Annotated in this window: 20 protein-coding genes; 7 read left to right on the top strand and 13 right to left on the bottom strand. The window is 71.8% G+C overall.

Going from position 1 to position 23,941, the window contains the following annotated elements:
- The 3 genes from JTN19_RS09890 (at window position 1) to JTN19_RS09880 (ending at window position 2,862) form a co-directional block, all read left to right on the top strand.
- Window positions 1-717 carry a HugZ family pyridoxamine 5'-phosphate oxidase gene (locus JTN19_RS09890; RefSeq protein WP_206931902.1) on the top strand — a complete coding sequence of 239 codons (717 nt, stop codon included), beginning with the start codon at window positions 1-3 and terminating at the stop codon, window positions 715-717.
- Between the two features lie 158 nt (window positions 718-875).
- A complete protein-coding gene (locus JTN19_RS09885; RefSeq protein WP_206931899.1) occupies window positions 876-2,465 on the top strand; it encodes a phosphoenolpyruvate carboxykinase in 1,590 nt (529 codons plus the stop codon).
- Between the two features lie 4 nt (window positions 2,466-2,469).
- Complete coding sequence (locus JTN19_RS09880) at window positions 2,470-2,862, top strand: DUF2237 family protein (RefSeq protein WP_206931898.1); 393 nt, start codon at window positions 2,470-2,472, stop codon at window positions 2,860-2,862.
- A 48-nt stretch (window positions 2,863-2,910) separates the two neighbouring features.
- Here the strand turns inward: JTN19_RS09880 and JTN19_RS09875 are convergent, their stop codons facing one another.
- Genes JTN19_RS09875 through JTN19_RS09865 form a run of 3 tightly spaced genes read right to left on the bottom strand, consistent with a single transcriptional unit; the run spans window position 2,911 to window position 7,106 of the window.
- Window positions 2,911-4,104: an MFS transporter gene (locus tag JTN19_RS09875; RefSeq protein WP_206931897.1), complete on the bottom strand. Its 1,194-nt coding sequence runs from the start codon at window positions 4,102-4,104 to the stop codon at window positions 2,911-2,913.
- A 1-nt stretch (window position 4,105) separates the two neighbouring features.
- Complete coding sequence (gene polA, locus JTN19_RS09870; RefSeq protein WP_340643308.1) at window positions 4,106-6,901, bottom strand: DNA polymerase I; 2,796 nt, start codon at window positions 6,899-6,901, stop codon at window positions 4,106-4,108.
- Window positions 6,882-7,106, bottom strand: a complete 225-nt coding sequence (locus JTN19_RS09865; RefSeq protein WP_206931896.1) for a zinc-finger domain-containing protein — start codon at window positions 7,104-7,106, stop codon at window positions 6,882-6,884. The genes polA and JTN19_RS09865 overlap by 20 nt, the downstream gene beginning before the upstream one ends.
- Before the next feature lie 88 nt (window positions 7,107-7,194).
- Between JTN19_RS09865 and JTN19_RS09860 the strand changes: the two genes are divergently transcribed.
- Window positions 7,195-8,247, top strand: a complete 1,053-nt coding sequence (locus JTN19_RS09860; protein WP_206931894.1) for an alpha/beta fold hydrolase — start codon at window positions 7,195-7,197, stop codon at window positions 8,245-8,247.
- A gap of 63 nt (window positions 8,248-8,310) precedes the next feature.
- On the opposite strand, the gene JTN19_RS09855 is transcribed toward JTN19_RS09860, so the two are convergent.
- From JTN19_RS09855 to gloB, 6 genes are read right to left on the bottom strand one after another with little or no spacing between them, the layout of a single operon-like run.
- Complete coding sequence (locus tag JTN19_RS09855) at window positions 8,311-9,294, bottom strand: Bug family tripartite tricarboxylate transporter substrate binding protein (protein WP_206931893.1); 984 nt, start codon at window positions 9,292-9,294, stop codon at window positions 8,311-8,313.
- A complete protein-coding gene (locus tag JTN19_RS09850) occupies window positions 9,291-9,953 on the bottom strand; it encodes a polysaccharide deacetylase family protein (RefSeq protein WP_206931892.1) in 663 nt (220 codons plus the stop codon). The genes JTN19_RS09855 and JTN19_RS09850 overlap by 4 nt, the downstream gene beginning before the upstream one ends.
- Before the next feature lie 4 nt (window positions 9,954-9,957).
- Window positions 9,958-10,560: a class I SAM-dependent methyltransferase gene (locus tag JTN19_RS09845; RefSeq protein ID WP_206931891.1), complete on the bottom strand. Its 603-nt coding sequence runs from the start codon at window positions 10,558-10,560 to the stop codon at window positions 9,958-9,960.
- Window positions 10,557-11,018, bottom strand: coding sequence for a cupin domain-containing protein (locus JTN19_RS09840; RefSeq protein WP_206931890.1), 462 nt, complete (start codon window positions 11,016-11,018; stop codon window positions 10,557-10,559). Before JTN19_RS09840 ends, JTN19_RS09845 begins: the two co-directional genes overlap by 4 nt.
- Window positions 11,018-11,605: a glutathione S-transferase N-terminal domain-containing protein gene (locus JTN19_RS09835; RefSeq protein WP_206931889.1), complete on the bottom strand. Its 588-nt coding sequence runs from the start codon at window positions 11,603-11,605 to the stop codon at window positions 11,018-11,020. The genes JTN19_RS09840 and JTN19_RS09835 overlap by 1 nt, the downstream gene beginning before the upstream one ends.
- Window positions 11,606-11,624: 19 nt before the next feature.
- A complete protein-coding gene (gene gloB, locus JTN19_RS09830) occupies window positions 11,625-12,353 on the bottom strand; it encodes a hydroxyacylglutathione hydrolase (protein ID WP_206931888.1) in 729 nt (242 codons plus the stop codon).
- Window positions 12,354-12,395: 42 nt separating this feature from the next.
- On the opposite strand from gloB, the gene JTN19_RS09825 reads away from it, so the two are divergent.
- Entirely contained in the window at window positions 12,396-13,139 is a 744-nt protein-coding gene (locus tag JTN19_RS09825; protein ID WP_206931880.1) for a methyltransferase domain-containing protein, read from the top strand.
- Here JTN19_RS09825 and rsmI read toward each other — a convergent pair.
- Window positions 13,088-13,981, bottom strand: a complete 894-nt coding sequence (gene rsmI / locus JTN19_RS09820) for a 16S rRNA (cytidine(1402)-2'-O)-methyltransferase (protein ID WP_206931878.1) — start codon at window positions 13,979-13,981, stop codon at window positions 13,088-13,090. The genes JTN19_RS09825 and rsmI overlap by 52 nt on opposite strands.
- On the opposite strand from rsmI, the gene JTN19_RS09815 reads away from it, so the two are divergent.
- Window positions 13,963-15,090: a penicillin-binding protein activator gene (locus JTN19_RS09815; protein WP_206931876.1), complete on the top strand. Its 1,128-nt coding sequence runs from the start codon at window positions 13,963-13,965 to the stop codon at window positions 15,088-15,090. The two genes, rsmI and JTN19_RS09815, sit on opposite strands and share 19 nt — an antisense overlap.
- Window positions 15,091-15,143: 53 nt before the next feature.
- Window positions 15,144-16,463 carry an ATP-binding protein gene (locus tag JTN19_RS09810; RefSeq protein WP_340643307.1) on the top strand — a complete coding sequence of 440 codons (1,320 nt, stop codon included), beginning with the start codon at window positions 15,144-15,146 and terminating at the stop codon, window positions 16,461-16,463.
- Between the two features lie 3 nt (window positions 16,464-16,466).
- Here the strand turns inward: JTN19_RS09810 and tldD are convergent, their stop codons facing one another.
- The 3 genes from tldD to JTN19_RS09795 are packed head-to-tail and all read right to left on the bottom strand — an operon-like array spanning window position 16,467 to window position 23,883.
- Window positions 16,467-17,903 carry a metalloprotease TldD gene (gene tldD, locus JTN19_RS09805; protein ID WP_206931873.1) on the bottom strand — a complete coding sequence of 479 codons (1,437 nt, stop codon included), beginning with the start codon at window positions 17,901-17,903 and terminating at the stop codon, window positions 16,467-16,469.
- A gap of 11 nt (window positions 17,904-17,914) precedes the next feature.
- Window positions 17,915-22,810 carry a PAS-domain containing protein gene (locus JTN19_RS09800; RefSeq protein ID WP_206931869.1) on the bottom strand — a complete coding sequence of 1,632 codons (4,896 nt, stop codon included), beginning with the start codon at window positions 22,808-22,810 and terminating at the stop codon, window positions 17,915-17,917.
- Window positions 22,807-23,883 carry a COX15/CtaA family protein gene (locus JTN19_RS09795; RefSeq protein WP_206931868.1) on the bottom strand — a complete coding sequence of 359 codons (1,077 nt, stop codon included), beginning with the start codon at window positions 23,881-23,883 and terminating at the stop codon, window positions 22,807-22,809. The genes JTN19_RS09800 and JTN19_RS09795 overlap by 4 nt, the downstream gene beginning before the upstream one ends.
- Window positions 23,884-23,941: the final 58 nt, after the last annotated feature.

Genomic DNA, 23,941 nt, shown 5'->3' with positions numbered 1-23,941 from the left:
ATGACCGAAGACCATGGCCTCGCCGCGCGCCGCCTGGTCCGCGCCGCGCGGGCCGCGACCCTCGCCACCCAACTCGACGGCCAGCCCTTCGCGAGCCTCGTCACCCCGGCCTGCGCGCCGGACCTCTCGCCCCTGCTCTGGCTCTCCCGCCTGTCGGAGCACACCCGCCACCTGGAGCGCGAGCCCCGCTGCGCCCTGCTCTTCACCGGGCCGGGCGAGGGCCCCAACCCGCAGACCGCCCCGCGCGTGACGCTGACGGGCCTGGCGGAACGGGTGGAGGACCCGGCGTTGAAGGCGCGCTGGCTGGCGCGGCACCCCTATGCCGCCCTCTACGCCGATTTCGCGGATTTCGGCCTGTGGCGGATCGCGCCGCAGGGGGCGCTGATGGTCGAGGGCTTCGCCCGCGCCCACCGGCTGCGCCAAGCCGCCCTGCTGCCCGACCCGGCCCATGTGGCGGCGCTGCTGGCGGCCGAGCCCGGCATCCTCTCGCATGTGAACGAGGACCATGCCGATGCCATCGCGGCCATCGCCCTGCATCTGCCCGGCGGCGGACCCGGCGCGTGGCGGCTCGCGGCGGTTGATACCGAAGGTTGTGATCTGGTGGACGGCGAGCGCGTGCTTCGCCTGGAATTTCAAATGGGTGCGACTGACGCGGATTCCGTCCGGCGGGAACTGGTACTTGCCGCGCGCGCGGCCCGTGCTGCATCGCACCAATGACGTTCGCACAATGATTTGGGCAAGCCTTGGAAATGAACGGCTTTTCAGGATTGACGCTTTTCCCGGCTCGGCCCTATCTCCCGCCCAGATCATGATCGCATGGCTTCCCACAGGAGGCGTGACCGGTCTGCTGTGCGCCCCCGAAGGAGGCTTATTTCATGAGTGATCATCCGCTGTCCGGAACCGGTGTGACGACGGGCCATCCCGTCCATGCCAACCTCACCGCGCCGGGCCTGGTGCAGCACGCGCTGGTGCGGGGCGAGGGCCGGCTCTCGGCGGATGGCGCCTTCATGGCGCTGACGGGCCACCACACGGGCCGCTCCGTGCAGGACAAGTTCGTGGTGGACGACCCCGAGGTCACGAACGAGGTCTGGTGGGGCAAGATCAACCAGAAGATGGCGCCCGAGAAGTTCCAGGGCCTGGTCGCCAAGGTGCGCGGCTGGCTGGGCGAGCGCCCGGTGCTCTTCACCCAGGACCTCTATGCCGGCGCCGACCCCGCGCACCGCATCCGCGTGCGGCTGGTCACGACCAATGCCTGGCACGCGCTGTTCGCACGCAACATGTTCATCCGCCCGCTGCGGCGCGACCTGCCGGAATTCGAGCCCGACTTCACCATCCTGCACGCCCCGGAATACGAGGCGGACCCGGAGGCGGATGGCTGCCGCAGTAGCACCTGCATCGCGCTGTCCTTCGCGGCGAAGACCATCCTGATCGCGGGCACGAGCTATGCCGGCGAGATCAAGAAGAGCATCTTCACCGTGATGAACTGGCTGCTGCCGGCGCGCGGCGTGCTGCCCATGCACTGCTCGGCCAATGTGGGCCGGCATGGCGATGTGGCGCTGTTCTTCGGCCTCTCCGGCACCGGCAAGACCACGCTCTCCAGCGACCCCGAGCGTTCGCTCATCGGCGATGACGAGCATGGCTGGTCGGACAAGGGCGTGTTCAACTTCGAGGGCGGCTGCTACGCCAAGGTCATCAAGCTCTCGCGCGACGCGGAGCCGCAGATCTGGGACGCCTCCCACCGCTTCGGCACGGTGCTCGAGAACGTGGTGGCCGATGAGCGCGGCAACCTCGACCTCGACGACAACCGCTACACCGAGAACACGCGCTCCTGCTACCCGATCAACTACATCCCGGGCCTGGCGCCCGGGGGCCAGGCCGGGTTGCCGAAGAACGTGGTGATGCTGACGGCCGATGCCTTCGGCGTGCTGCCGCCCATCTCGAAGCTGACGCCGGCCCAGGCGATGTACCACTTCCTCTCGGGCTACACGGCCCGCGTGGCCGGCACCGAGAAGGGGTTGGGCAAGGAGCCGCAGGCCACCTTCTCCACCTGCTTCGGCGCGCCCTTCCTGCCGCGCAACCCCGAGGTCTATGGCCGGATGCTGGAGGAGCGCATCCAGCGCGACGGCGCCGATTGCTGGCTGGTGAACACCGGCTGGACCGGCGGCGCCTATGGCACCGGCAAGCGCATGAGCATCCAGCACACCCGCGCTTTGCTGCGCGCCGCGCTGGATGGTTCGCTGGCCAAGGTGGAGTTCGTGCAGGACCCCTTCTTCGGCCTGATGATCCCGAAGAGCGTCCCCGGCATCCCGGCCGAGGTGCTGAACCCGCGCGAGAGCTGGGCCGACAAGGCGGCCTATGACCGCACGGCGGCGGAGCTGGTGGCGCGGTTCGAGAAGAACTTCGAGGCCTTCGCCGGCGCCGTCAGCGAGGATGTGAAGGCGGCCGCCATCAAGGCCGCGGCCTGACGCCATGCCAGATGGCAGCGGGTTCGGACGCGGGCCGCAGGCCCGCAACGTGCTGGGCGGGGCGCTGGTCCCGTGCAGCATGGACCCGCTGACCGGATGGTATCGGGACGGCTGCTGCAAGACGGACGAGCACGACCACGGCAGCCACACCGTCTGCGCCGTGATGACGGCGGAGTTCCTGGAATTCTCGCGCCGGGTGGGCAATGACCTGTCCACGCCGCGCCCGGAATACCACTTCCCTGGCCTGAAACCCGGCGACCAGTGGTGCCTCTGCGCCATGCGCTGGGAACAGGCACGGCAGGCGGGCGTGGCGCCGCGCGTGGTGCTGGCGGCCACGAATATCGCCGCATTGCGCCATTGCGCGCTGGAGGACCTCCAGGCGCACGCGGCCGGGTAGCCCGCCGATCCCGCCGAAGCCGTGAATCGGCCCTGCGGCGAAGCTTCGCTACTCCGCGGCCGCCACCACGCGCCGGCCGCGCTTCTGCTCCTGCCAAAGCGCCATCGCCACCGCGAGGCCCATGAAGCCAGCGGCCGCGACGAAGATCGCCTGCGGCTGGCCATTGTCCAGCAGGGCGCCGAACATCAGCGGCCCCGCGATGCCACCGATGTTGAAGCCAGTGGTGACGATGCCGAACACCGCCCCCGCCTGGCCCGGCGGGGCGGCCGCGCGCACCAGCATGTCGCGCGAGGGCATGATGAGGCCCGTCAGGAAGCCCGAGGCCGCCATCACCACCGTCAGCGGCACCACGCCCATGGGCACCAGCCCAGCCACCAGGATCAGCACCGCCGCCGCGCCGAAGCCCGCCGCCGCCACCAGCCCGTGCCGGCGTGTGCGGTCGGCGATGTGGCCACCCGCCAACACGCCCACGGCGCTCAGCGCCAGCCAGGCCGTGAGCGCGATATTGGCGGAGGCCAGCGACAACCCGCTGAACGCGCCCCAGGCCGAGACGGCGAAGCTCTGCACGCCGCCGGCGGAGAGGCTGATCAGCACGAAGAACACCGTCAGCGTCAGCACCGCCGCGCTGAACACGCTGGGCGTGCCGGGCGCGGCCTTGGGCCGCGGGGGCGCCGGCCGTTCGGACAGGGCGGGGCGGATCAGCGGCAGGGCCAGCAGCGGCCCCAGCAGCCCCGCCGCCACCAGCGCGCCGCCCAGCCCGAAGAGCCAAGCCGTGCCCAGCATGAAGGCGGGCGCCACGGCGCCGCCGAGATAGCCCGCGAAGGTGTGGATGGAGAAGGCGCGGCCCACATGGTCCTCGGCCACGTCGCGGCCCAGGATGGCGTAGTCGGCCGGGTGATAGACGCTGTTGGCCAGCCCCAGCAGCGCCGAGGCCGCCAGCAGCCAGGAATATTCCTGGAAGATGCCCGCGAGCGCGAGGGCCAGGCCGCCCAGCATCATCCCCGTCACCAGCACGCGGTGCGGGCCCCAGCGGTCCACCAGGAATCCCATGGGCGCCTGGGTGAAGAAGGAGACGATGTTGAACACCGTCAGCGCGATGCCGAGTTCGAGGAAGCTCACCCCCATCGCATCCCGCAGCAGCGGAAACAGCGGCGGCAGGGCCAGGATGTGCAGGTGGCTGACGAAATGCGCGCCGGAAATGGCGAAAAGCGTGCGTCGTTCGGCGGTGGAAAAGCCCGACATCTCAGTGCGCCTCCGCCCAGGACCGGCCATGGCCCACCTCGACCAGCAGCGGCACGCGCAGCTGGGCCACACTCTCCATGACGGATTTCAGGGTGGCGGCGGTGGCCTCCACCTCGGCCTCCGGCACCTCCAGCACCAGTTCGTCATGCACCTGCAGCAGCATGCGGGCGGAGAGGCCCGCATCCCGTAGCGCCTGGGGCACGCGCACCATGGCGCGCTTGATGACCTCGGCGGCCCCGCCTTGGAAGGGGGCGTTGATGGCCTGGCGCTCGGCCCCGCCGCGGCGCACCGGGTCCTTGGACTTGATGTCCGCGATCCAGAGCCGGCGCCCGAAGGGGCTCAGCACATGGCCATGGACGCGCGCCTCGTCCTTCAGGCGCTCCATCTCGGCGCGGATGCCGGGGTATTGCGCGAAATAGGCGTCAATGATGCCGCGCGCCTCGCCCGGGCCGATGCCCAGCCGCGCGGCCAGGCCGAAGGCGGACATGCCGTAGATGATGCCGAAATTGATGGTCTTGGCGCGGCGGCGCGCTTCCTTGTCCACCTTGCCCGGTTCCAGGTGGAAGATTTCCGCGGCGGTGCGGCTGTGGATGTCCTCGCCATTGGCGAATGCCTCGCGCAGCGTCGGCACATCGGCCAAATGCGCCAGCAGGCGCAGTTCGATCTGGCTGTAGTCCGCGCTCATCAGCACATGGCCGGGCTCGGCCACGAAGGCGCGGCGGATGCGGACACCCTCCTCGGTGCGGATGGGGATGTTCTGCAAATTGGGCTCGGTGGAGGACAGCCGCCCCGTGCTGGTGATGGCCATCGAGAAATCGGTGTGCACGCGGCCATCGGCGGCCAGCGCGTTCGCCAGCCCTTCCACATAGGTGGATTTCAGCTTGGCCAGCTGCCGCCAGTCCAGCACCGTGCGGGCCAGTTCGACGCCCTGCGCGGCCAGTTCCTCCAGCACCGAGGCATCGGTCGAATAGGCGCCGGTCTTGCCCTTCTTGCCGCCCTTGAGGCCCATTTCCTGGAACAGGATTTCCCCAAGTTGCTTCGGCGAACCGACGTTGAAGGGCCGCCCCACAAGCCGGTGGCACTCGGCCTCCAGCACCACCAGGCGTTCGGCGAAATCCTGGCCGATGCGCGAGAGTTCGGCGCCATCCACCTTGATGCCGGCCGTCTCCATCGCGGCCAGCACGGGGATCATCCGGCGCTCCACCTGCTCGTAGAGGGCCAGCGCCTTCTCGGCGCGCAGCCGCGGCCGCAGCGCGTGCCACAGGCGCAGCGTGACGTCGGCATCCTCGGCGGCGTAGGCGGTGGCGCGGTCCAGCGGCACCTGCGCGAAGCTGATGCGCGCGCGGCCCGTGCCCGTGACCTCGTCGAAGCTGATGGGCTTGTGGCCGAGATGGAGCTGCGACAGCTCATCCATCCCGTGCCCGTGCAGCCCGGCCTCCAGCGCGTAGGAGATCATCATGGTGTCGTCGATTGGCGACACCAGCAGCCCGCCATTGGCGGGGTTGGCCAGCACCTCGATGTCGTATTTCGCGTTGTGCAGCACCTTGAGCACGCCCGGGTCGGCCAGGAGCGGCCGCAGCGCCTCAACGGCTTCCGCCTGCGGCAGTTGCGCGGGCGTCTCGGTCAGCATGTCGGGCGCGGCGTGGCCCAGCGGGATATAGGCCGCGCGGCCGGGCGCCACGGCCATGCAGATGCCCACCAGCCGGGCGGCCAGCGCATCGAGGCTGGTGGTCTCGGTGTCCAGCGCCACCACGCCGGCCGTGCGGGCTTCCGCCACCCAGAGGTCGAGCGTCGCGCGGTCGGTGATGGTGGTGTAGGGGCCGAAGGGCTTCGCTTCGGCGGGCGCCTCGGCGGCTTCGGCCATGGGGCGCGGGCGGTGCGGCGCGCCGCCATCCCCCTCGCCCAGCCGGGCCAGCAATGAGCGGAAATTGTTCTCGCGCAGGAAGGCCAGAAGGCGCGCGGGCTCGGGCGCGCGGGCGCGCATGTGCTCCACCGGGCAGGGCAGGGGGGCGTTGGCGTCGAGCTGCACCAGGCGGCGCGAGATGCGCGCGGCCTCTGCATGGGTCTGCAGCACCTCGCGCCGCTTGGGCTGCTTGATCTCGCCGGCGCGGGCCAGCAGCGTCTCCAGATCACCGTATTCCGTGATGAGCTGCGCGGCCGTCTTGATGCCGATGCCGGGCACGCCGGGCACGTTGTCGGTGGAGTCGCCGGCCAGCGCCTGCACCTCGACCACCTTCTCGGGCGCCACGCCGAATTTCTCCAGCACCTCGGGGGCGCGGATGGGCTTTTGCTTGATGGGGTCCAGCATCACCACGCGCTCGCGGATCAGCTGCATCAAATCCTTGTCGGAGGAGACGATGGTGACGCGGCCGCCCTCCGCCTCGAATTCGCGGGCGTAGCTGGCGATCAGGTCATCGGCCTCGAAGCCCGGCAACTCGACGCGGCAGACGCCGAAGGCATCGGTGGCGTCGCGGATCAGGGCGAATTGCGGAACGAGTTCCTCCGGCGGCTCGGGCCGATGCGCCTTGTAGGCGGGGTAGATCTGGTTGCGGAAGGTCTCGCGCGCGCTGTCGAACACCACGGCGATGTGGCTGGCGACATGCTGGCTGAGGAATTTCTCCAGCATCTGCGCGAAGCCGAACACCGCGTTCACGGGGGTGCCGTCCGGGCGCGTCATGGGCGGCAGGGCGTGATAGGCGCGGAAGATGTAGCCGCTGCCATCCACCAGGATCAGGTGGCGGTCCTCGGCGGGCAGGGCGGGGCGCGTCGCCTCCGCCTCAATGGGCGTGGTCGTCACCCGCCCCGTCCTTCAGGCGGTAGGTGCGGGAGCAATAGGGGCAGGTCACCTGCTCGTGCTCGATGCGCATGAAGATGGAGGGGTGGCCCAGCGTGCCGCCGCCGCCATCGCAGCGCACCTGGCGGGTTTCCACCATGATGACCTCCTGCGGGGTGACGCCCTCGGTCAGGACGGGGGTGTAGCCGGTGATCTGCGGGTCGCGCATCGAAGGTTGGTCCTGGCGTTTGCTTCCCCCGAACATACCCAAGCGGTGGAGGATGGACCAGACGGAACCTCCCCCATATGCCAGGGGCATGGGTCGTCTCCTCCTCCTGTTGCTCCTGGCGCTGGGCGCCTGCGTGCCGTCCGAACGCCCGCCGCCGGTGGTCGCCGGGCCGGCCATCGCGCCCTTCGAGGCCGGGCCGCTGCCCTGGACGCGGCACCCGGCCTATCTGCTGGATGTCTCGCCGCCCCGGCCCCAGCCCGCCGGGCCGCGCCCCGAGGCGGACCTCGTCATGGAGGATGGCGCCCGCCTGCCGCTGCGCGCCTGGCGGCCCGAGGGAGCGCCGCGCTTCGTGCTGCTGGCCCTGCACGGGCTGGGCGACCATGGCGGCAATTTCCTGCTGGAGAGCGGACCGCAACTCGCGGCCGGCGGCGCCCTGGTCTACGCCTATGACCAGCGCGGCTTCGGCTGGACGGCGACGCGCGGGCTCTGGGCGGGGCGGGACCGGATGGTGGCCGATGCCCGCGCCGCCGTCGCATTGCTGCGCGAACGCCACCCGGGCCTTCCCTTCTTCCTCCTGGGGGAGAGCCTTGGCGGGGCGGTGGCGCTGCTGGCCCAGCCCGAGGGGATTTCAGGCCTGATCCTCTCCTCCCCCGCCATCTGGGGCGGCGACTATTTCCCCTGGTTCCTGCGCCCGCCCTTGGTGGTGGGGGCGGCGGTGCTGGGGCCGCTCGCCTCGCCCGCCGTGGCGGGAGGCATCGCGGCCAGCGACAACACCGCGGCCCTCCGCCGCTTCGCGAACGACCCCCTGACGCTGAGCCATATCCGGCTGGACATGCTGGAGGGGCTGGTCGCGCTGATGGACGATGCGGTGGCCGCCCTGCCCGGCTGCTGCCGCGCGGTGCCGACCCTGGTGATGGTGGGCGGCAAGGACCGCGTGATCCCGACCCCCGCCGCCCGCCGCGCCCTGCGCGACGCCCAGGTGCCGCGCGTGGTCTTCTACCCCGAGGGCTGGCACCTGCTGCTGCGCGACGCGGTTCGCGATGAGGTGGCGCGGGACCTGCTGGCCTTCATGGCCGTCCCCGCCACGCCGCTGCCCGCCGAGGCGGCGGGCAGGGATTGGCTGGAGGGCGCGCCGCGCTGAGCCGCGGTCTCAATCGCCGCGTGATTCACGCCTTCGGGCGTACCGCCCTTCAGCGATCACGCTTCACGAATCCACCCGGATATCCGCCCGCCGGATCACCTCGCCCCAGCGGCGGAATTCCTCCTGCTGGAAGCGGCTGAGCTCCTCCGGCGTGCCGCCGATGGGTTCGAGGCCGCTGTTGTTCAGCACCGACAGCGTGGCCGGGTCGCGCAGCGCCTCGTTCAGGATGCGGTTCACCCGCGCGGTGATGGGCTGCGGCATGCCCGCAGGGCCGAACATGGCCCACCAGCCTTCGGCGCTGATGTCCGCGAAGCCGCCCTCGGCGAAGGTGGGCACCTGCGGCAGCAGGGCCGAACGCTCCGCCCCCGTGATGCCCAACGCGACCATGGTGCCTTGCTCCACATGGGAGCGCACGAACTGCGTGTGGTAGAACATGCCATCCAGCCGGCCCGAGACGAGGTCTGTCACCGCCTGGCCCCCGTCGCGATAGGGCACGTGGTTCATCGCAACGCCGCTGAGGTTCGCCAGCAGCGCCTGGTTGAGATGCCCCGTGGTGCCCGTGCCGGAGGAGCCGATGTTCATCGTGCGCTGCCGCGCCAGCGCCAGGAAATCCGCGAGGTTCCGCACGCCGAGCGAGGGCGGCACCACCAGCAGGATCTTGGTCTTGGAATGCGCCAGGATGGGCGTGAAGTCGCGCACGGGGTCATAGGTCAGGCCCCGCATCAGGTGGGGGTTCACGGCATGGGTGCCGATGACGCCCAGCAGCAGCGTGTGCCCGTCGGGTGCGGCCTGCGCCACGGCGGCGGCCCCGATGGTCCCGCCCGCGCCGGCGCGGTTCTCGACCACGACGACATGGCCTTCCAGCCCGCGTGACAGGTGCTGGCCGATCAGCCGCCCGACGATGTCGGTGCTGGTGCCGGCCGCGAAGGGCACGATGAGGCGGATGGGCCGCTGCGGCCAGGTGCCCTGCGCGCGGGCGGGTGCGGCGATGACGGCGGGGGCGGTGAGCCCCGCGCTCAGCAAGGCACGGCGGGTGGTGGTGTTCATGTGGCGTTTTCCTCCTGGCAGATTTTTGCGAGTTCGTAGCCCGGCGCGGGCCGCCCGGCCACCAGGGGCAGGCAGGCGGTGGGGATGTCCGCGGTGAAGCGGGCGCCTTCGTCCGCCAAGGTGCCCAGCACCCGGTCGAGATGCGCCATGGCGGCGGGCAGCAGATCGTGCAGCACCATCAGCACCGGCGCCGTGGCCTCGCGGACGGCGGCCAGGGCGCGGTCGGGCCAGCCCTCGGCATCATCCCAGTCGCGCGGGACGGCATTCCACAGCACAACGGAATAGGCTTCGGCAGTCAGGTGGTCCAAGGCCGCGCGGTGCAGCAGATGCGGCCCGATCCGCCCCCCGCCGCCATTGGGGCGGAAGAGGCGGCCGGGGTTGAGGCCGGCCAGCAGCGCCTCGGCGCCCGTGATTTCGGCCACCGCCTCGGCGGCCGGGCGCAGGCCCAGCGGCGCGCCATGGTGCAGGGTGTGGTTGCCGATGCGGTGCCCCTCGGCCAGGGTGCGTTCCGCCAGCGCGCGGCGGGCCGGGTCACGCAGCTTGGTGCCGATGGGGAAGAAGGTGGCGCGGAGGCCGCGACGTGCCAGCACCTCCAGCACCAGCGGCGTCGTCTCGGGCTCCGGTCCGTTGTCGAAGGTCAGGCAGATCGGCTGCATCATGGTGCTACCGCCGCCAGACCCCCCGCACGACCTCGGCCAGGCCCTGGTGGCGCGGACCTTCGTCGAGGTGCACGGCGCCCTCGGTCAGTTCCAGGGTTTGCAGCGCGGCGAATTCGGCCTCGGCGAGGGCGCGGCTCCAGAGCAGTTCGGGCAGCTTTGGCCCGCCGGAACGCCGCCCCTCCTGCGCGGGGGAAAAACATTCCAGCACCAGCAGCCCGCCCGGCTTCAGCGCGCGCAGGCAACCCTGGGCGGCGGCGTGACGGTCGGCCGGCGGCAGGTGCAGGTAGATCCAGGCGATGAGGTCGAAGCTGGCCTCCGGGTAGTCCCAGGCGGCGGCATCGCCCACGCGGGCATCGAGCGCCACCCCGCGCCGCGCGGCCAGGGCGCGGGCCTTGGAGACCCCCACCTCCGACCAGTCCAGGGTGGTGACGTTGAGGCCCTGCTCCGCCAGGAAGACGCCATTGCGCCCCTCGCCATCGCCCAGGCACAGCGCGGACATGCCGGACCGCCAGCGCCAGCATTGCGCGCGCAGATGGTCATTCGGCGCCTCCCCGAACTGGAAGCCGCCGCCGCGATAGCGCTCATCCCAGGCGAGCGAGGTGCTCATCCGCCTGTGGGCTTGCGCGGCGTCGGCCGCCAGTCGGGTGGGGCCAGCTCGAAGCCCGCGAAGTCGAAGGCCGGGCAGACGGTGCAGCCCGCCAGCGTCCAGCGGCCGAGCGAGGTGGCGCTCTGCCACACGCCGCGCGGCACCATCAGGAAGGGGCGCTGCCCCGCGCCGATATCGGGGCCGAGATGGTGCGCCGAGGCATCATGCCCGTTGGGGGACATGGAGAGCACCAGCGGCGCCCCGCCATACCAGTGCCAGCCCTCGTCCGCGTCCACGCGGTGCCAGTGGCTGACATCGCCGGGGCCGAGCAGGTAGTAGATGGCGGTCCCGGCCCCCCGCCCGCCGCCGGGCGGGCTGTCGCGCCAGATCTCCTTGTAGTAGCCGCCCTCCGGGTGGGGCCGCATGTCCAAGGCCGCCGCGATGTCGCGCGCGTCGAGCGAGGGGTCGGTGAGCCGCATCAGCCGGGCTTTGTCTCGGCGAAGATGGGGTTCTGCATCTGCGCCTCGTAGAAGGCCTCCAGCTTCGGGTGGCCCGGGCGCCAGGGCTCATGCGCGTAGCGGAAATCCAGATAGCCCAGCGCGCACACCACGCCGACCTTGCCGATATCCAGCGGCCCGGACAGGTCCATGCCCTCCAGCGCATCCACCGCCCGCGTCATCGCGGCCTTGAAGCGCGCATCGGCGGCCTGGCGGCCCTCATCCTGCGGCAGCATGGAGGCGCCGCGGCGCGGCACGGCGGCGTCCAGGATGCCATCGGCCAGCACGGCCATGGCCAGCGCCTTCCACCGCGCGGGGCCCGGCGCGGGAAACAGCTTGGCACCCGTGCCGATGTGGTCGAGATACTCGCAGATCACCGGGCTGTCGTTCAGCGCCAACCCGTCATCGGTGACGAAGGAGGGCACCTTGCACAGCGGGTTGTCCGCCAGCAGCGAGGCCGGGTTCTGCGCCGGGTTGGCGGGGACATGCTCCATGCTCAGCCCATGGTGCTTGGCCACGGCCACGCATTTGCGGACATAGGGGCTGGTGCCCGAAAAGTGCAATTTCATGAAGACGTTTCCTGTTGCTTCAGCGGAAATTGTCCTTCGCCGCGCGCCGGGCCGCAAGCTCCGCCACGTCCTTGGCGCGCAGGAAAGGATTGAAGGCGTGCTCGTCCGCGATGGTGGTGGGCACGGTGGGCTGGCCCGCCTCGCGCAGCGCCTTCGCCTTCGTGGCGAATGCCTGAAGCGCGGCGTTGTCCGGCTCCACGCTCAGCGCGAACTTGATGTTGGACAGCGTGTATTCATGCCCGCAGCAGACCATCGTCTCGCCCGGCAGGGCGCCCAGCGCCTGCAACGCGCCGTGCATGTCGGCCGGCGTGCCCTCCAGCAGGCGGCCGCAGCCGGCGGCGAACATCGTGTCGCCCGACAGCACCGCCGGCCCGTCCGGGAAATGCCAGGCGATGGCGCCCAGCGTGTGGCCGGGGCTGTCGAGGATCTGCGCCTTGGCCTCACCCAGCGCGAAGCTGTCGCCCGGCTTCAGCGCCACGTCCAGCTTGGGCAGCCGGTGCGCGTCGGCCGCGGCGCCGGCCACCTTCGCGCCGAAGCGTGCCTGCACCTCCGGGATGCCGGCCACATGGTCGCCGTGGTGGTGGGTGATGAACAGCCAGTCCAGCCGCCCGCCCTCCTTTTCCACGAAGGCGATGACGGGCGCGGCCTCGGCGGCATCGGCCACGGCGGTCATGCCGGTGGCCTCGTCGCGCAGGAACCAGGCGTAATTGTCGTCGAGAATGGCGATGGGCTTCACGGTCAAAGCCATGGCGGCCTCCCTCTGGCGGTGTGGCCGCCCTATATCCCCCGCATGAGTGGCGAGGTCCATGGCCTGACGGAATTCTACGCCAGCCCCCCGGGCCAGGTGGCGGCGCGGCTGATCCGCGCGCGGCTTTCCGCCCTCTGGCCCGATTGCACGGGCCTCGACGTACTGGGGCTGGGCTGGGCCGCGCCCTATATGGGGCTCTGGGCCGGGCAGCGCGGCCGGCGCATCAGCCTGGTGCCCGCCTGCTTCGACGCCGAGCACGGCACCGCGCTGACCGAGGACCATGACCTGCCCCTGCCCGACCGCAGCCTGGACCGCATCCTGCTGATCCATGGGCTGGAGGCCAGCGAGCATGTGCGGCCCCTGCTGCGCGAATGCTGGCGCGTGCTGCGCGATGATGGGCGCCTTCTGGTGGTGGCCCCCAACCGCCTCGGCCCCTGGGCGTTGTTCGACCATACGCCCTTCGGCCAGGGCCGCCCCTATTCGCGGGGCCAGCTCAGCCGGCTTCTGGAGTCCCGCATGTTCCACGTGCTGCGCCGCGAGGAAGCCCTCTTCGTCCCGCCCTTCCCCTGGCGCTTCGCGCTGCGCGGCGCGCGGCTGTGGGAGAGCGTCGGCCGCGTCGCCGCGCGCCGGCTGGCGGGCGTGGCGCTGGTCGAGGCCGAGAAGGACCTCTTCTCCGCCCTGCCCGCCGGCGCCGTTTCGGTCGGCCGCCGCGTGGTGCAGCCCGTGCCGGCGCGCTACGCGGTCGAGCCACCGCCTTCCGACGACAACTCCAGCGCGCGGGCATAGACGCGCTTGCGGGGGAGGCCCGTGGCGGCGGCCACCGCGGCGGCGGCGTCGCGCACCGACATGCGTGCCATGGCGTCGCGCAGCGTGGCGTCCAGCGTCTCGGCGGCCGTCTCGGCCGGCGGGGGCGCGGGGCCGACGCAGAGCACCACCTCGCCCCGCGCCTCATGGGTGGCGTAGTGGGCGGCGAGTTCCCCCAGGCTGCCGCGCCGCACCTCCTCGAAGCGCTTGGTGAGTTCGCGCGCCAGGGCGGCCGGGCGGTCGGCGCCCAGCCCCTCGGCCAGGGCCGCCAGGGCCTCCGGGGCGCGGTGGGGCGCCTCGTAGAAGATCAACGTGGCCGACAGCCCCGCCGCCTCCAGCGCCGCCAGCCGCGCGATCTCGGCCGCGCGGGCCGCGGCCTTGGGCGGCAGGAAGCCATGGAACAGGAAGGGATGCGGCGGCAGGCCGGAGAGCGTCAGCGCCATCAGCGCCGCGTTCGGCCCCGGGATGGCCGTGACCGGCACGCCCGCCGCGATGGCGGCCCGCGCCAGCCTGTAGCCGGGGTCGCTGACCAGCGGCGTGCCGGCATCGCTCACCAGCGCCAGCGCCTCGCCCGCCTGCATCCGCGCGACCAGGCGGGGGGCCATCTCGGCCTCATTGTGGTCGTGCAGCGCGATCATTGTCGCGGAAATGCTATGCCGGGCCAGCAGCCTGGACGTTACCCTGGTATCCTCGCACAAGATGGCGGCCGCCTGTTCCAGGGCCGCCCGCGCGCGGGGCGGGAAGTCGTCCAGGTTGCCGATCGGGGTGGCGACGAGTGTCAATCCACCGGAAGGGGGAGAGTTCAATGAGGTTTCGTATTCCATGGCAGGCGGCCCTCGCGGCCCTCTTCCTTCCGCTGATCGGCTGCGCCCCGCAAGCCCAGATGTCCGGCCCCGGGCCTTTCGCCGCGCCCGTGACACCCTTCGCCATGCCCCAGGCCCAGCCCGAGCCGGTGCGCCGCGTCGGCCTGCTGCTGCCGCTGACCGGCGGCAATGCCGCCCTCGGGCAGGCCATGCTGAACGCCGGGCAGCTCGCCCTCTTCGACCAGGGCGACCGGCGCATTGAGCTGCTGCCCCGCGACACCCGCAGCACCGCCTCCGGCGCGGCCGAGGCGGCGCGGGACGCCGAGAGCCAGGGCGCGCTGGCCATCGCGGGCCCGCTGACGCTCGGCGAGACGGCCGCCGTGGCCCGCACCACCCGCGTGCCGGTCTTCGCCTTCACCTCTGACGAGGCCCAGGCCAGCGGGCGGGTCTGGGTGCTGGGCATCACCCCCACGCAGCAGGCCCGTCGCGTGATGAGCGCCGCCAACGAGCAGGGCGCCCAGCGTTTTGGGCTGCTGGCGCCCAACGACGCCTTCGGCCAGCGCCTCGCCACCGCCATGCGGGAGGCCGCGCGCCAGGCCGGCTGGCCGGCGCCCGTGATCCAGCTGGTGCCGCAGCGCACGACGGAATTCGCGGCCCAGGCGGAGGCGCTGCGGGCGGGCGATGTGGAGGCGGTGCTGGTGGCCTTCGCCGGCGCCGGCGCCCGCACCGCCGCGCAAGCGCTGGCGGAGGGCGGCAGCCGCCCCTTGATCCTGGGCACCATCCTCTGGGCCGCCGAGCCCAACCTGGGCGATGAGCCCGCCCTGGCCGGGGCGCTGTTCCCCGGCCCCGATCCCTCGGGCCGTGACCGCTTCGACCGGCAGTTCGAGGCCGCCTTCGAGGCCCGGGCCTCGCGCCTCGCGGGCCCTGCCTATGACGCGGTGGCGCTCGCCGCGCGCACGGCGCGCGAGGGGACGCCGCCGGTTGGCAGCCCCTTCCTGGGCGCGGATGGGCCGATCCAGCTCGATGCCGGGGGCGTGACGCGCCGGGGCCTCGCGGTCTTCGCGCTGCAACCGGGCGGGACGCCGCGCATGGTGTCCCCCGCCCCCGTGCCGGGTGGCGCCGGAAGCTGACGCCCAGCCGGCTCCTCGCCGCCACGCTGCTGACCGGGGCCGCGCCGGCGCTGGTGCTGTTCGTCCTCATGGCGACGGGGGCGCTCACCCCGCGGGCCGGCGCCCTGGCCCTGTTGTTTTGCCTGGGGGCCGCGGTCGCGGTGGCCTGGCTGTGGATCTCGGCCGTGACGCGGCTCGCCGCCGCGCTGCGGCGGGCGGCGGAGGAGGAGGGCCCGCTCCGCCACGAGATGCCCCCCTTGCCGCCCTTGCCGGCCCTGGTGGAGATCGAGGAAGGGCTGGCGCGTCTGGTGCGGTCGCTGGAGGTGCGCGCCGCCCTGGTCGGCCAGCTCCGCGCCGCCGACGAGGCCATCGTGGAGGCCCTGCCCGATCCCTTGCTGGTGCTGGGCCCCGACCGCGCGCCGCTGCGCGCCAACCAGGCCGCCCGCCGCCTCTTCGGCATCGCGGGCGCGGAGGGCGAGACGCGCCAGGGCGACGTGCTGGCCCTGCTGCGCCACCCGCTGTTGGCCGGCGCCGTGGACCGGGCGCTGACCGAGGCCCGCCCGCAATCCCTCGACCTGACCCTGCCCGGCCAGGCCACGCGGGAGCTCTCGGCCCAGGTGATCCCCATGACCCCGCCGCTCGCCGATGGCGGGCGGCTGGTGGTGGTGCTGACCGACCGCACCGCCGCCCGCACGGTGGAGCGCATGCGCGTGGATTTCGTGGCCAATGCCAGCCACGAGCTCCGCACCCCCTTGGCCAGCCTGATGGGCTTCATCGAGACCCTGCGCGGCCCCGCCGCCGACGACCCGCCGGCGCAGCAGCGCTTCCTCGGCATCATGGCCGACCAGGCGGACCGCATGCGCCGCCTGGTGGATGATCTGCTGGGCCTATCCCGCGTCGAGGCCACGGAGCATCTGCCGCCCCAGGGCCGCGCCGATGTGCTGGCCGTGCTGCGTGCCGAGGCGGCGGCGGCCGAACCCCTCTTCGCTGCGCGCAAGGTGCGGCTGCGCCTGGATCTGCCGGAAGGAACGCTTCCGGCCGACCCCGCCGATGCCGACCAGATCGCCCAGGTGGCGCGCAACCTGCTGGACAACGCGCTGCGCCACGCGAAGGAGGAGGTGGTGATGCAGGCCGCCCCCGCCCGCCATGCCGGCCGCCCCGGCGTGGCCTTCCAGGTGCGCGATGACGGGCCGGGCATCCCGCCCGAACACATCCCCCGCCTGACCGAGCGCTTCTACCGCGTGGATTCGGGACGGGCGCGGGCGGCGGGGAATACCGGCCTCGGCCTCGCCATCGTGAAGCACATATTGAACCGGCACCGCGGCACGCTGGTCATCGAGAGCCCGCCGGGGCAGGGCGCCACCTTCCGGGTGTGGCTGCCCGGACCCGGGTGAGCGTCAGAGGGACGTCCCGCCCACCGTCAGCCCCATCATCTTCAGCGTGGGCTGGCCCACGCCCACCGGCACGCCCTGCCCCTGCTTCCCGCAGGTGCCGATGCCGGGGTCCATGCCCGTGTCATTGCCGATCATGCTGATCTTGGTCAGCGCGTCCGGCCCGTTGCCGATCAGGGTGGCGCCCTTCACCGGCGCGCCGATCCTGCCGTCCTCGATGCGGTAGGCCTCGCTCATGGAAAACACGAATTTGCCGCTGGTGATGTCCACCTGCCCGCCGCCGAAATTCACGGCAAAGATGCCGCGCTTCACGCTGCGGATGATCTCCTCCGGCGCGTATTCGCCATTCATCATCAGCGTGTTGGTCATGCGCGGCATGGGGCTGTGGGCATAGGATTGCCGCCGGCCGTTGCCGGTGGGGGCCACGCCCATCAGCCGCGCGTTCTGCCGGTCCTGGATGAAGCCGCGCAGGTAGCCATCCTCGATCATGACCATGCGGCCGGAGGGCGTGCCCTCGTCATCCACGGTCAGCGAGCCGCGCCGGTCGGGGATGGTGCCGTCATCCACCACCGTGACGCCGGGGGCGGCGATGCGCGTGCCGACCAGGCCCGCGAAAGCACTCGTCTTCTTGCGGTTGAAGTCGCCCTCCAGCCCGTGGCCGATGGCCTCGTGCAGCAGGATGCCGGGCCAGCCGGGGCCCAGCACCACCTCGGTCTCGCCGGCCGGGGCGGGTTGGCTTTCCAGGTTCACCAGCGCCTGGCGCAGGGCTTCCGCCACGCCCCGCTGCCAGCCGCCATTCTCCAGCACGCGGGCATAGGCGAAACGGCCGCCGGTGCCGAAGCTGCCCGTCTCGCGCCGCCCGTCCTGCTCCACCACCACGCTGACACCGAAGCGCACCAGCGGGCGGATATCGGCCACGCGCTCGCCATCCGGGCGCAGGATCTGCACCGCCTGCCATTCGCCGGTCAGGGACGCCATCACCTGCACCACGCGGCGGTCCAGCGCGCGCGCATGGGCATCGATTTCCAGCAGCAGCGCGGTCTTCTCCGCGAAGCCCATGGCCGTCAGCGGGTTGGCCGGCTCATAGAGGCGCGTGTTGGTGGCGCGCGGCGCCAGGTCCAGCGTGCCCGAACGCCCCTGCCGCACCGCCTTCACCGTCTCGGCGGCGCGGGCGAGGGCGGCGTCGGTGATCTCGCCCGAATGGGCATAGCCGGCCGCCTCGCCCTGCACCGCGCGCAGGCCGAACCCGCGCGAGGTGTCATAGCTGGCCGAACGGATGCGGCCATCCTCCAGGCTGATGGCCTCGCTCTCCCGGTATTCGAGGAACAGCTCGCCATCCTCGCAGCCCAGCGTCGCGTCCTGCAGGCGCGCCAGCGCGGCGGCGGGATCCAGCTCGGCATGGAACAGGCGGTCGGTGATGGAAAGCGGGCTGTCGAGGGGCATGAGGGCTCCGTTCAGGGAAGGAGGGAGGCGGGCGGGAAGCGCAGCAGCGCGCGCGTTCCCTCGCCTTCGGCGCTGTCGAGGATGAGGCTGCCGCCCTGCGCTTCCGTCAGCACGCGGCAGAGATAGAGGCCGAGCCCCGCGCCTGGGTAGCGGCGCGCGAGCTGGCTGTCGATCTGCGTGAAGGGTTCGAAGACGCGCGAGAGATCATCGGCGGCGATGCCGATGCCCGTGTCGCGCACCTCGATGTCCAGGCCCTTGTCGCATGCGCAGGCCGAAAGCGTGATGCTGCCGCCCGCCGGCGTGAACTTCACCGCATTGGTGACGAGGTTCAGCAGCACCTGGCGCAGCCGCTGCTCATCCGCGCGCAGCCGCGGCAGCGGGCCCATCGGCACGAGGCGGAGCGTCAGCCGCCCGGCTTCGGCTGTCGGCCGCATCATGCGCTCCACCCCCTCCAGCAGCGGCGGCAGGGCGATGGTCTCCAGCGTCACGGGCAGATGGCCGGATTCGGCGCGGGTCACGTCCAGGATGTCGTCGATCAGCGTCAGCAGGTGGCGCCCCGCCTCCTGGATGGCGCGGGCGAATTCCTGCGTCTGCTCGCGCGGGGCATCCCCGCTCAGCACCTCGGAGAAGCCGATGACGGCGTTGAGCGGCGTGCGAAGCTCATGGCTCATGGTGGCCAGGAAGCGCGACTTCGCGAGGCTCGCCGCCTCGGCCGCGGTACGGGCGCGTTCCAGCTCGTCGCGGATGCGCCGGTCGTCCGTGACGTCGGTGTAGGTCAGCACGAAGCCGCCATCGGGCGTGGGGTCGGACACGATCTCGAGGATGGTTCCATCCGGCCGCCGCCGGATCTGGCGCCGGGGCGCTTCGCGCGGATGGACGATGATGGCCGCGGCGACGCGCTCGGCGTCCTCGCCCTCGCCATACTCGCCGCGGGCGTGCAGCGTCTGCACCAGATCCTGCACGGTCATGCCGGGCGCCAGCAGGCCGGGCGGCAGGCCCAGCATGCGCGATACCATCGGGTTGGCCGCCACCAGCAGCCCGTCGGCGTCGAACAGCACGATGCCATGGCGGATGTTGTCCAGCATCACGCCCAGGATGGTGGCGCGCCGGTCGGCCTCCGCCTGGGCCTCGGCCAGCGCCGTGACATCCGTGATGGAGACGACGAAGCCGCCATCCGGCGTGGGGTGGGAGGCGTTGTTCAGCACCCGCCCATCGGCCGTCACGCGCTGATGGAATTGCGGCACGCTGCGGTCCTGCTCGATCAGGAGGCGCAGCAGCGCCTCCGCCACGGCGCCCGTGCCGAAATTGCCGGCCTCGAACTGCCGCTGGAGGATCTCCTCGATGGAGCGTCCGCGCAGCGCCGCCAGGTCGGGCAGGCCGAGCGCCTTGGAGGCCAGGTCGTTCAGCGCGACCAGGCGGCGCTCCTTGTCATAGAGCAGGATGCCCAGGCTGATATTTTCCAGCATGGTCTGCATGACGCCGGCGCGATGCTCGGCCTCCTCTTCCGCGCGCGCCAGGGCCGTCACGTCGGCGATGGAGATGACGAAGCCGCCATCGGGTGTGGGGTCGGAGGCGATGTCGAAGCGCCGCCCGTCGGGCAGGGTGCGCTGCATGCGTTGCGGCTTGCTGCGATCCAGCTCGAGGAAGCCACGCTCGGTCCGGCCGCCGTCTTCGTTATCGGCATACATGCCGCGCGCGCGTTGCGCGGCCAGGACTTCGGCCTGGGAGATGCCCGGCTTCTGCAAGAGGTCGGGGACACCCATCAGCTCCCCGGCGAGGGCGTTGGCGGCCACCAGCCGGTGGTCGGCATCGTAGAGCACGATGCCATGGCGGTTGTTGTCGAGCATGGCCTGGAGCACGCCCGCGCGCCGCTGCGCCTCCTCCTGGGCCTGCACCAGCGCCGTCACATCGGCCACCGAGACCGCGAAACCGCCATCATGCGTGGGTTCGGACTGCACATCCAGCACGCGGCCATCCGGGTGGCGGCGCTGATAGCGCAGGGATTTCGTGCGATCGAGCCCGGCATACTGCGACATGAAGGCGGCCTGCGCGGCGAGGTCGCCCGGAAAATGGTCCTCGGCCTGGTGCCGCAGGATCTCCGTGATGGTCAGGCCGATCAGGTCACGCTCATCGGCGTAGCCGGCCAGCTCGGCCGCGATGCGGTTCGCGGCCACGGCGCGATGCTCGGCATCGTAGAGGGTGATGGTGTGCCGGGTGGCGTTCAGCGCCGCCGCCAGCACGCCGGCCCTGCGCTGCGCCTCCTCGCGCGCCTCGAACAGCTCGGTCACGTCCGCGATGGTGACGACATAGCCCCCGCCCGGCACCGGGTCCGAGGCCACGTCCAGCACCCGCCCGTCCGACCCGCGGCGCTGGTAGCGCAGGGGTTTCGTGCGGTCGATGACATCGAAGGCGAGGTTTGAAGGCAGGTCGGGCGGGCCGCCCTGCGCGCGTCGCGCCTGCGCGATCACCTCCGCATGGGTCAGGCCGATCGGCGCCTGCGCATTGGGAAAGCCCGAGCTTTCCGCCGCCATGTCATTGCAGGCGACCACACGGCCTTGCGCGTCGAAGAGGGTGATGCTGTGGCGCGAGGCGTTGAGCGTGGCGGTCAGCACGCTGGCCCGCGCCTGGGACTCCTCCTGGGCCCGCACGCGCTCGGTCACGTCGGTCAGCGTCAGCACGAAGCCGCCGACGGGCACCGGATTCGTCCGCAGTTCCAGCACGGTGCCGTCCGGGCGCCGGCGCTGCCACGCCTGGGGGGTGGTGAAGTCCCGCGCCGCCAGCTGCCGCAGCGCCTCCTCCGCCTGGTCGGCGGGGCCGAACTCGCCCTGCGCGGCCTGCAGCTCCGCCATCTCGGTGCGGGTCATGCCGGGATGCAGCAGGCCTTCGATCCCGTTCAGCCGGGCGCAGAGCGTATTGGCCACCAGCAGCCGATGTTCCGCGTCGAACATCGCGATGCCGTGGCGCATGTTCTCCAGCATCACCTGCATCATCACGTTGCGCTGGGAAACTTCCGCCTGGGCCTCGGTCACCGCCGTGATGTCGGTGAAGGTGCGAACGCAGCCGCCACCCGGCGTCACGTCGGTGCGGACCTCGACCACCGTGCCGTCGGGCCGCTGGCGCGTGTAGGTGCCATCGCCCTTCCAGGGTTCGGGCGTGCGGCGTCGGCGATATTCCTCCGGGCTGAGGTCGTGGCCGTGCTCGCCGCGCTCGAGCTGGACGTCGCGCAGCGTGTCGAAATGCACGCCGGGCTTCAGCGCCTCGACCGGCAGCCCGGCCAGGGTGGCGCCCAGCGCGTTCGCCACCCGGACATAGCCCTTGTCGTCGTAGAGGATGACGCCGTGGCGCATGCTGTCCAGGACCGTCTGCAGCATGGCGGCGCGTGACGTGGCCTCGGCCTCGGCACGGGCCAGGGCCGTGACGTCGCTGAAGCTGCGGACGAAACCGCCGCCCGGCAGGGCGTCGGTGATGACCTCGACCACGGTGCCGTCCTCGCCGGCCCGCCGGTACTGATGCGGGCCGAAGAGGGGCGCGTTGAGCCACTCGTCCAGTGAGGTCTGCCGCTTGGCCAGCTGCGGGTCGCGCGGCTGGTGGTCGCCCCCCTTCTCATACTGGCGGCGCCGCAGCTCCGAGATATGGGTGCCGCGCGCGAAGTGCTCCGGGGCCAACCCGCAGAAATGCGCCGCCAGCCGGTTCGCCAGGATCACGCGCGACTGGTCGTCGAACATCACGATGCCGTGGCGCGTGGCTTCCAGCGTGGTGGCCAGCAGCTGTTCGCGCGCCAGGATCTCGGCCTGGGCGGCATTCAGCTCCGACACGTCGGCCACCACCATGGCATGGCCACCATCCGGAAGGGGCACGCTGCGATGGACGGTGGTGCGGCCGTCGCGGAAGCGCTCGAAGCTGAACGGCTTGCTCAACCGGTTCAGGCGCATCGTGACCTGTTCTTCCACATCGCCGACGCCGAATTCCCCCGCCAGGGCGCGGCGCGTCAGGATGTCGCGCAGATGCTCCCCCACGCGGACGGGCGTGGAGGCGAAGATCTCGTTGTAGGCCGGATTGATGTAGCGCAGCACGCGGTCCGGCCCATAGACGGCCACGCCCACGGGCAGCGCCTCCAGCAGCGCATCCTGAAGGGCGATGCGCCGCTGCGATTCCTCGGCGGCCTCCCGCTCCCTCGTGATGTCCATCACCTCCGACAGCCAGCCGCCGTCGGGCAGCATCTGGTTGCGGAAACGGATGGTCTGTCCGTTCGGGCGCCGTCGTTCCCAGGCCGGGGTATTCTGCCAGCCGGGGTCCTTCATCCGCTCGCGCAGCGTCTCCCGCCAGTTCGGCGGATGCTCGCCGCGGCGGGCCTGGGCCTCATTCAGTTCGAGGAAATGCGCGCCGGGAAGGGCCTCGCTGGGTTGCAGCCCGACCAGGGCCGGGAAGGCGGTGTTGCTGAAGCGCAGCCGCTGGTCGCCGCCATAGACCGCGACGCCGCTGGACAGGCGCTGCAGCACGGCATTGAGGTCGCGCAGCTCCTCCTGGGCGCTGTCGAGCGCCTGCGCGAGCTCGGTCGTCTCGGGCAGGGCGATGATGCAACCGCTTGAGGCGAGCGGCACCCGTACCCATTCCACCCGCCTGCCCCCGGCGGTTCGCAGCCGCACCCCGCGTCCCGCAGGGGCGTCCAGCATCCGCATGGCCAGCTCGGTCGGGTTGCCGGCGCCGAACAATCCGGCGAAAGCCAGGACCTGCAGCACCTCGGGGCGGCTCAGGCCGGGGCGCAGCACCTCCGCGCGAATGTCCGCGAGGCTGTGCAGGGCAGGGTTGGAAAGGATCAGGCGGTCATCCGCGTCGAAGGCCAGCAGCGCGACCGGCAGGGCGGCCAGGATGGCCGGTCGGGGGTCGCGCGGGGCCTCGGCGTTCATCGGGGTGGGGCCCGCAGGCCGTGCCAGGCGCAGAGCCCCGCCGCGAGCACGCCGACCGCCACCGTCTGGTGCAGCGTGCCGAGCGAGACGGGAACGACATGGACCAAGGTCAGGACCCCCAGCGCGTATTGAGCCAGCACGGAAGCGGCCATGACCAGCGCCGCGCTGCGCGCGAAGCCGGATGGCAGGTGTCGCAAGGCTGCCACGCCAACCCCCACCGCCGCCAGCCCCGTGAGCGTGGCCAGCAGCCGGTGGTTGAATTGCACCGCCGCGAGATTCTCGGTCAGGTTGAGCCAGGCGGGGGTGAGATCAAGGTAGCCGGCGGGGATGAGCGCACCATCCATCAGGGGGAATGTATTATATGTGAAGCCGGCCCGGGTGCCCGCCACGAAGCCGCCCGCCAGCATGGTCGCGGCCGCGAGCCAGAAGGCCCATTGCACCTGCCGGCGCACCTTGCCGCGCCGCGCCTCTTCCGCCGCCGGCAGCGCCACCGGCGCCGGGCGCAGCAGGCCAAGCGCCGTCCAGACCAGCAGCCCGAACAGCAGGAAGGCCATGGAGAGGTGCAGCACCAAGCGGTAGGGCGAGACCGCCGTGCGGTCGGCCTGGAAGCCCGAAGCCACCATGAACCAGCCGATGGCCCCCTGCAGCCCGCCCAGCGCGAACAGCAGCCACAGCCGGGGCATCAGCGCGCGCGGGATGGCGCCGCGCCACCACAGCCACAGGAAGGGCAGCAGATAGGCCAGCCCGATCAGCCGCCCCCAGAATCGGTGCAGCCATTCCAGCCAGAAGATCTGCTTGAACCCCTCCATGCCAAAGCCCGCATTGAGCAGCGTGTATTGCGGCACGGTGCGGTAGAGGTCGTAGAGGCGCTGCCACTCGGCCTCGCTCAAGGGCGGCAGGGTGCCGGAAAGCGGCGCCCATTCCATGATGGACAGGCCCGAGCCCGTCAGCCGCGTGGCGCCGCCGATCGCCACCATGATCCAGACCAGCCCCGCGACCGACAGCAGCCACCAGGCCACGGTGCGGGGGCGCAGGCGGGATTGGGCGGCGGCGGGAGGCGTGTCGAAGGGCATGGGCGCGATATAGGGCGTCCCGTCGCGTTGGCGAACCCGGCCCGCCGCGGGGTTGTGG

The sequence above is a fragment of the Roseococcus thiosulfatophilus genome, assembly GCF_017311575.1.
GTDB lineage: Bacteria > Pseudomonadota > Alphaproteobacteria > Acetobacterales > Acetobacteraceae > Roseococcus > Roseococcus thiosulfatophilus.
Note: the sequence above shows the minus strand (reverse complement) of the source record. Positions and strands in the feature narration are given on the sequence as shown.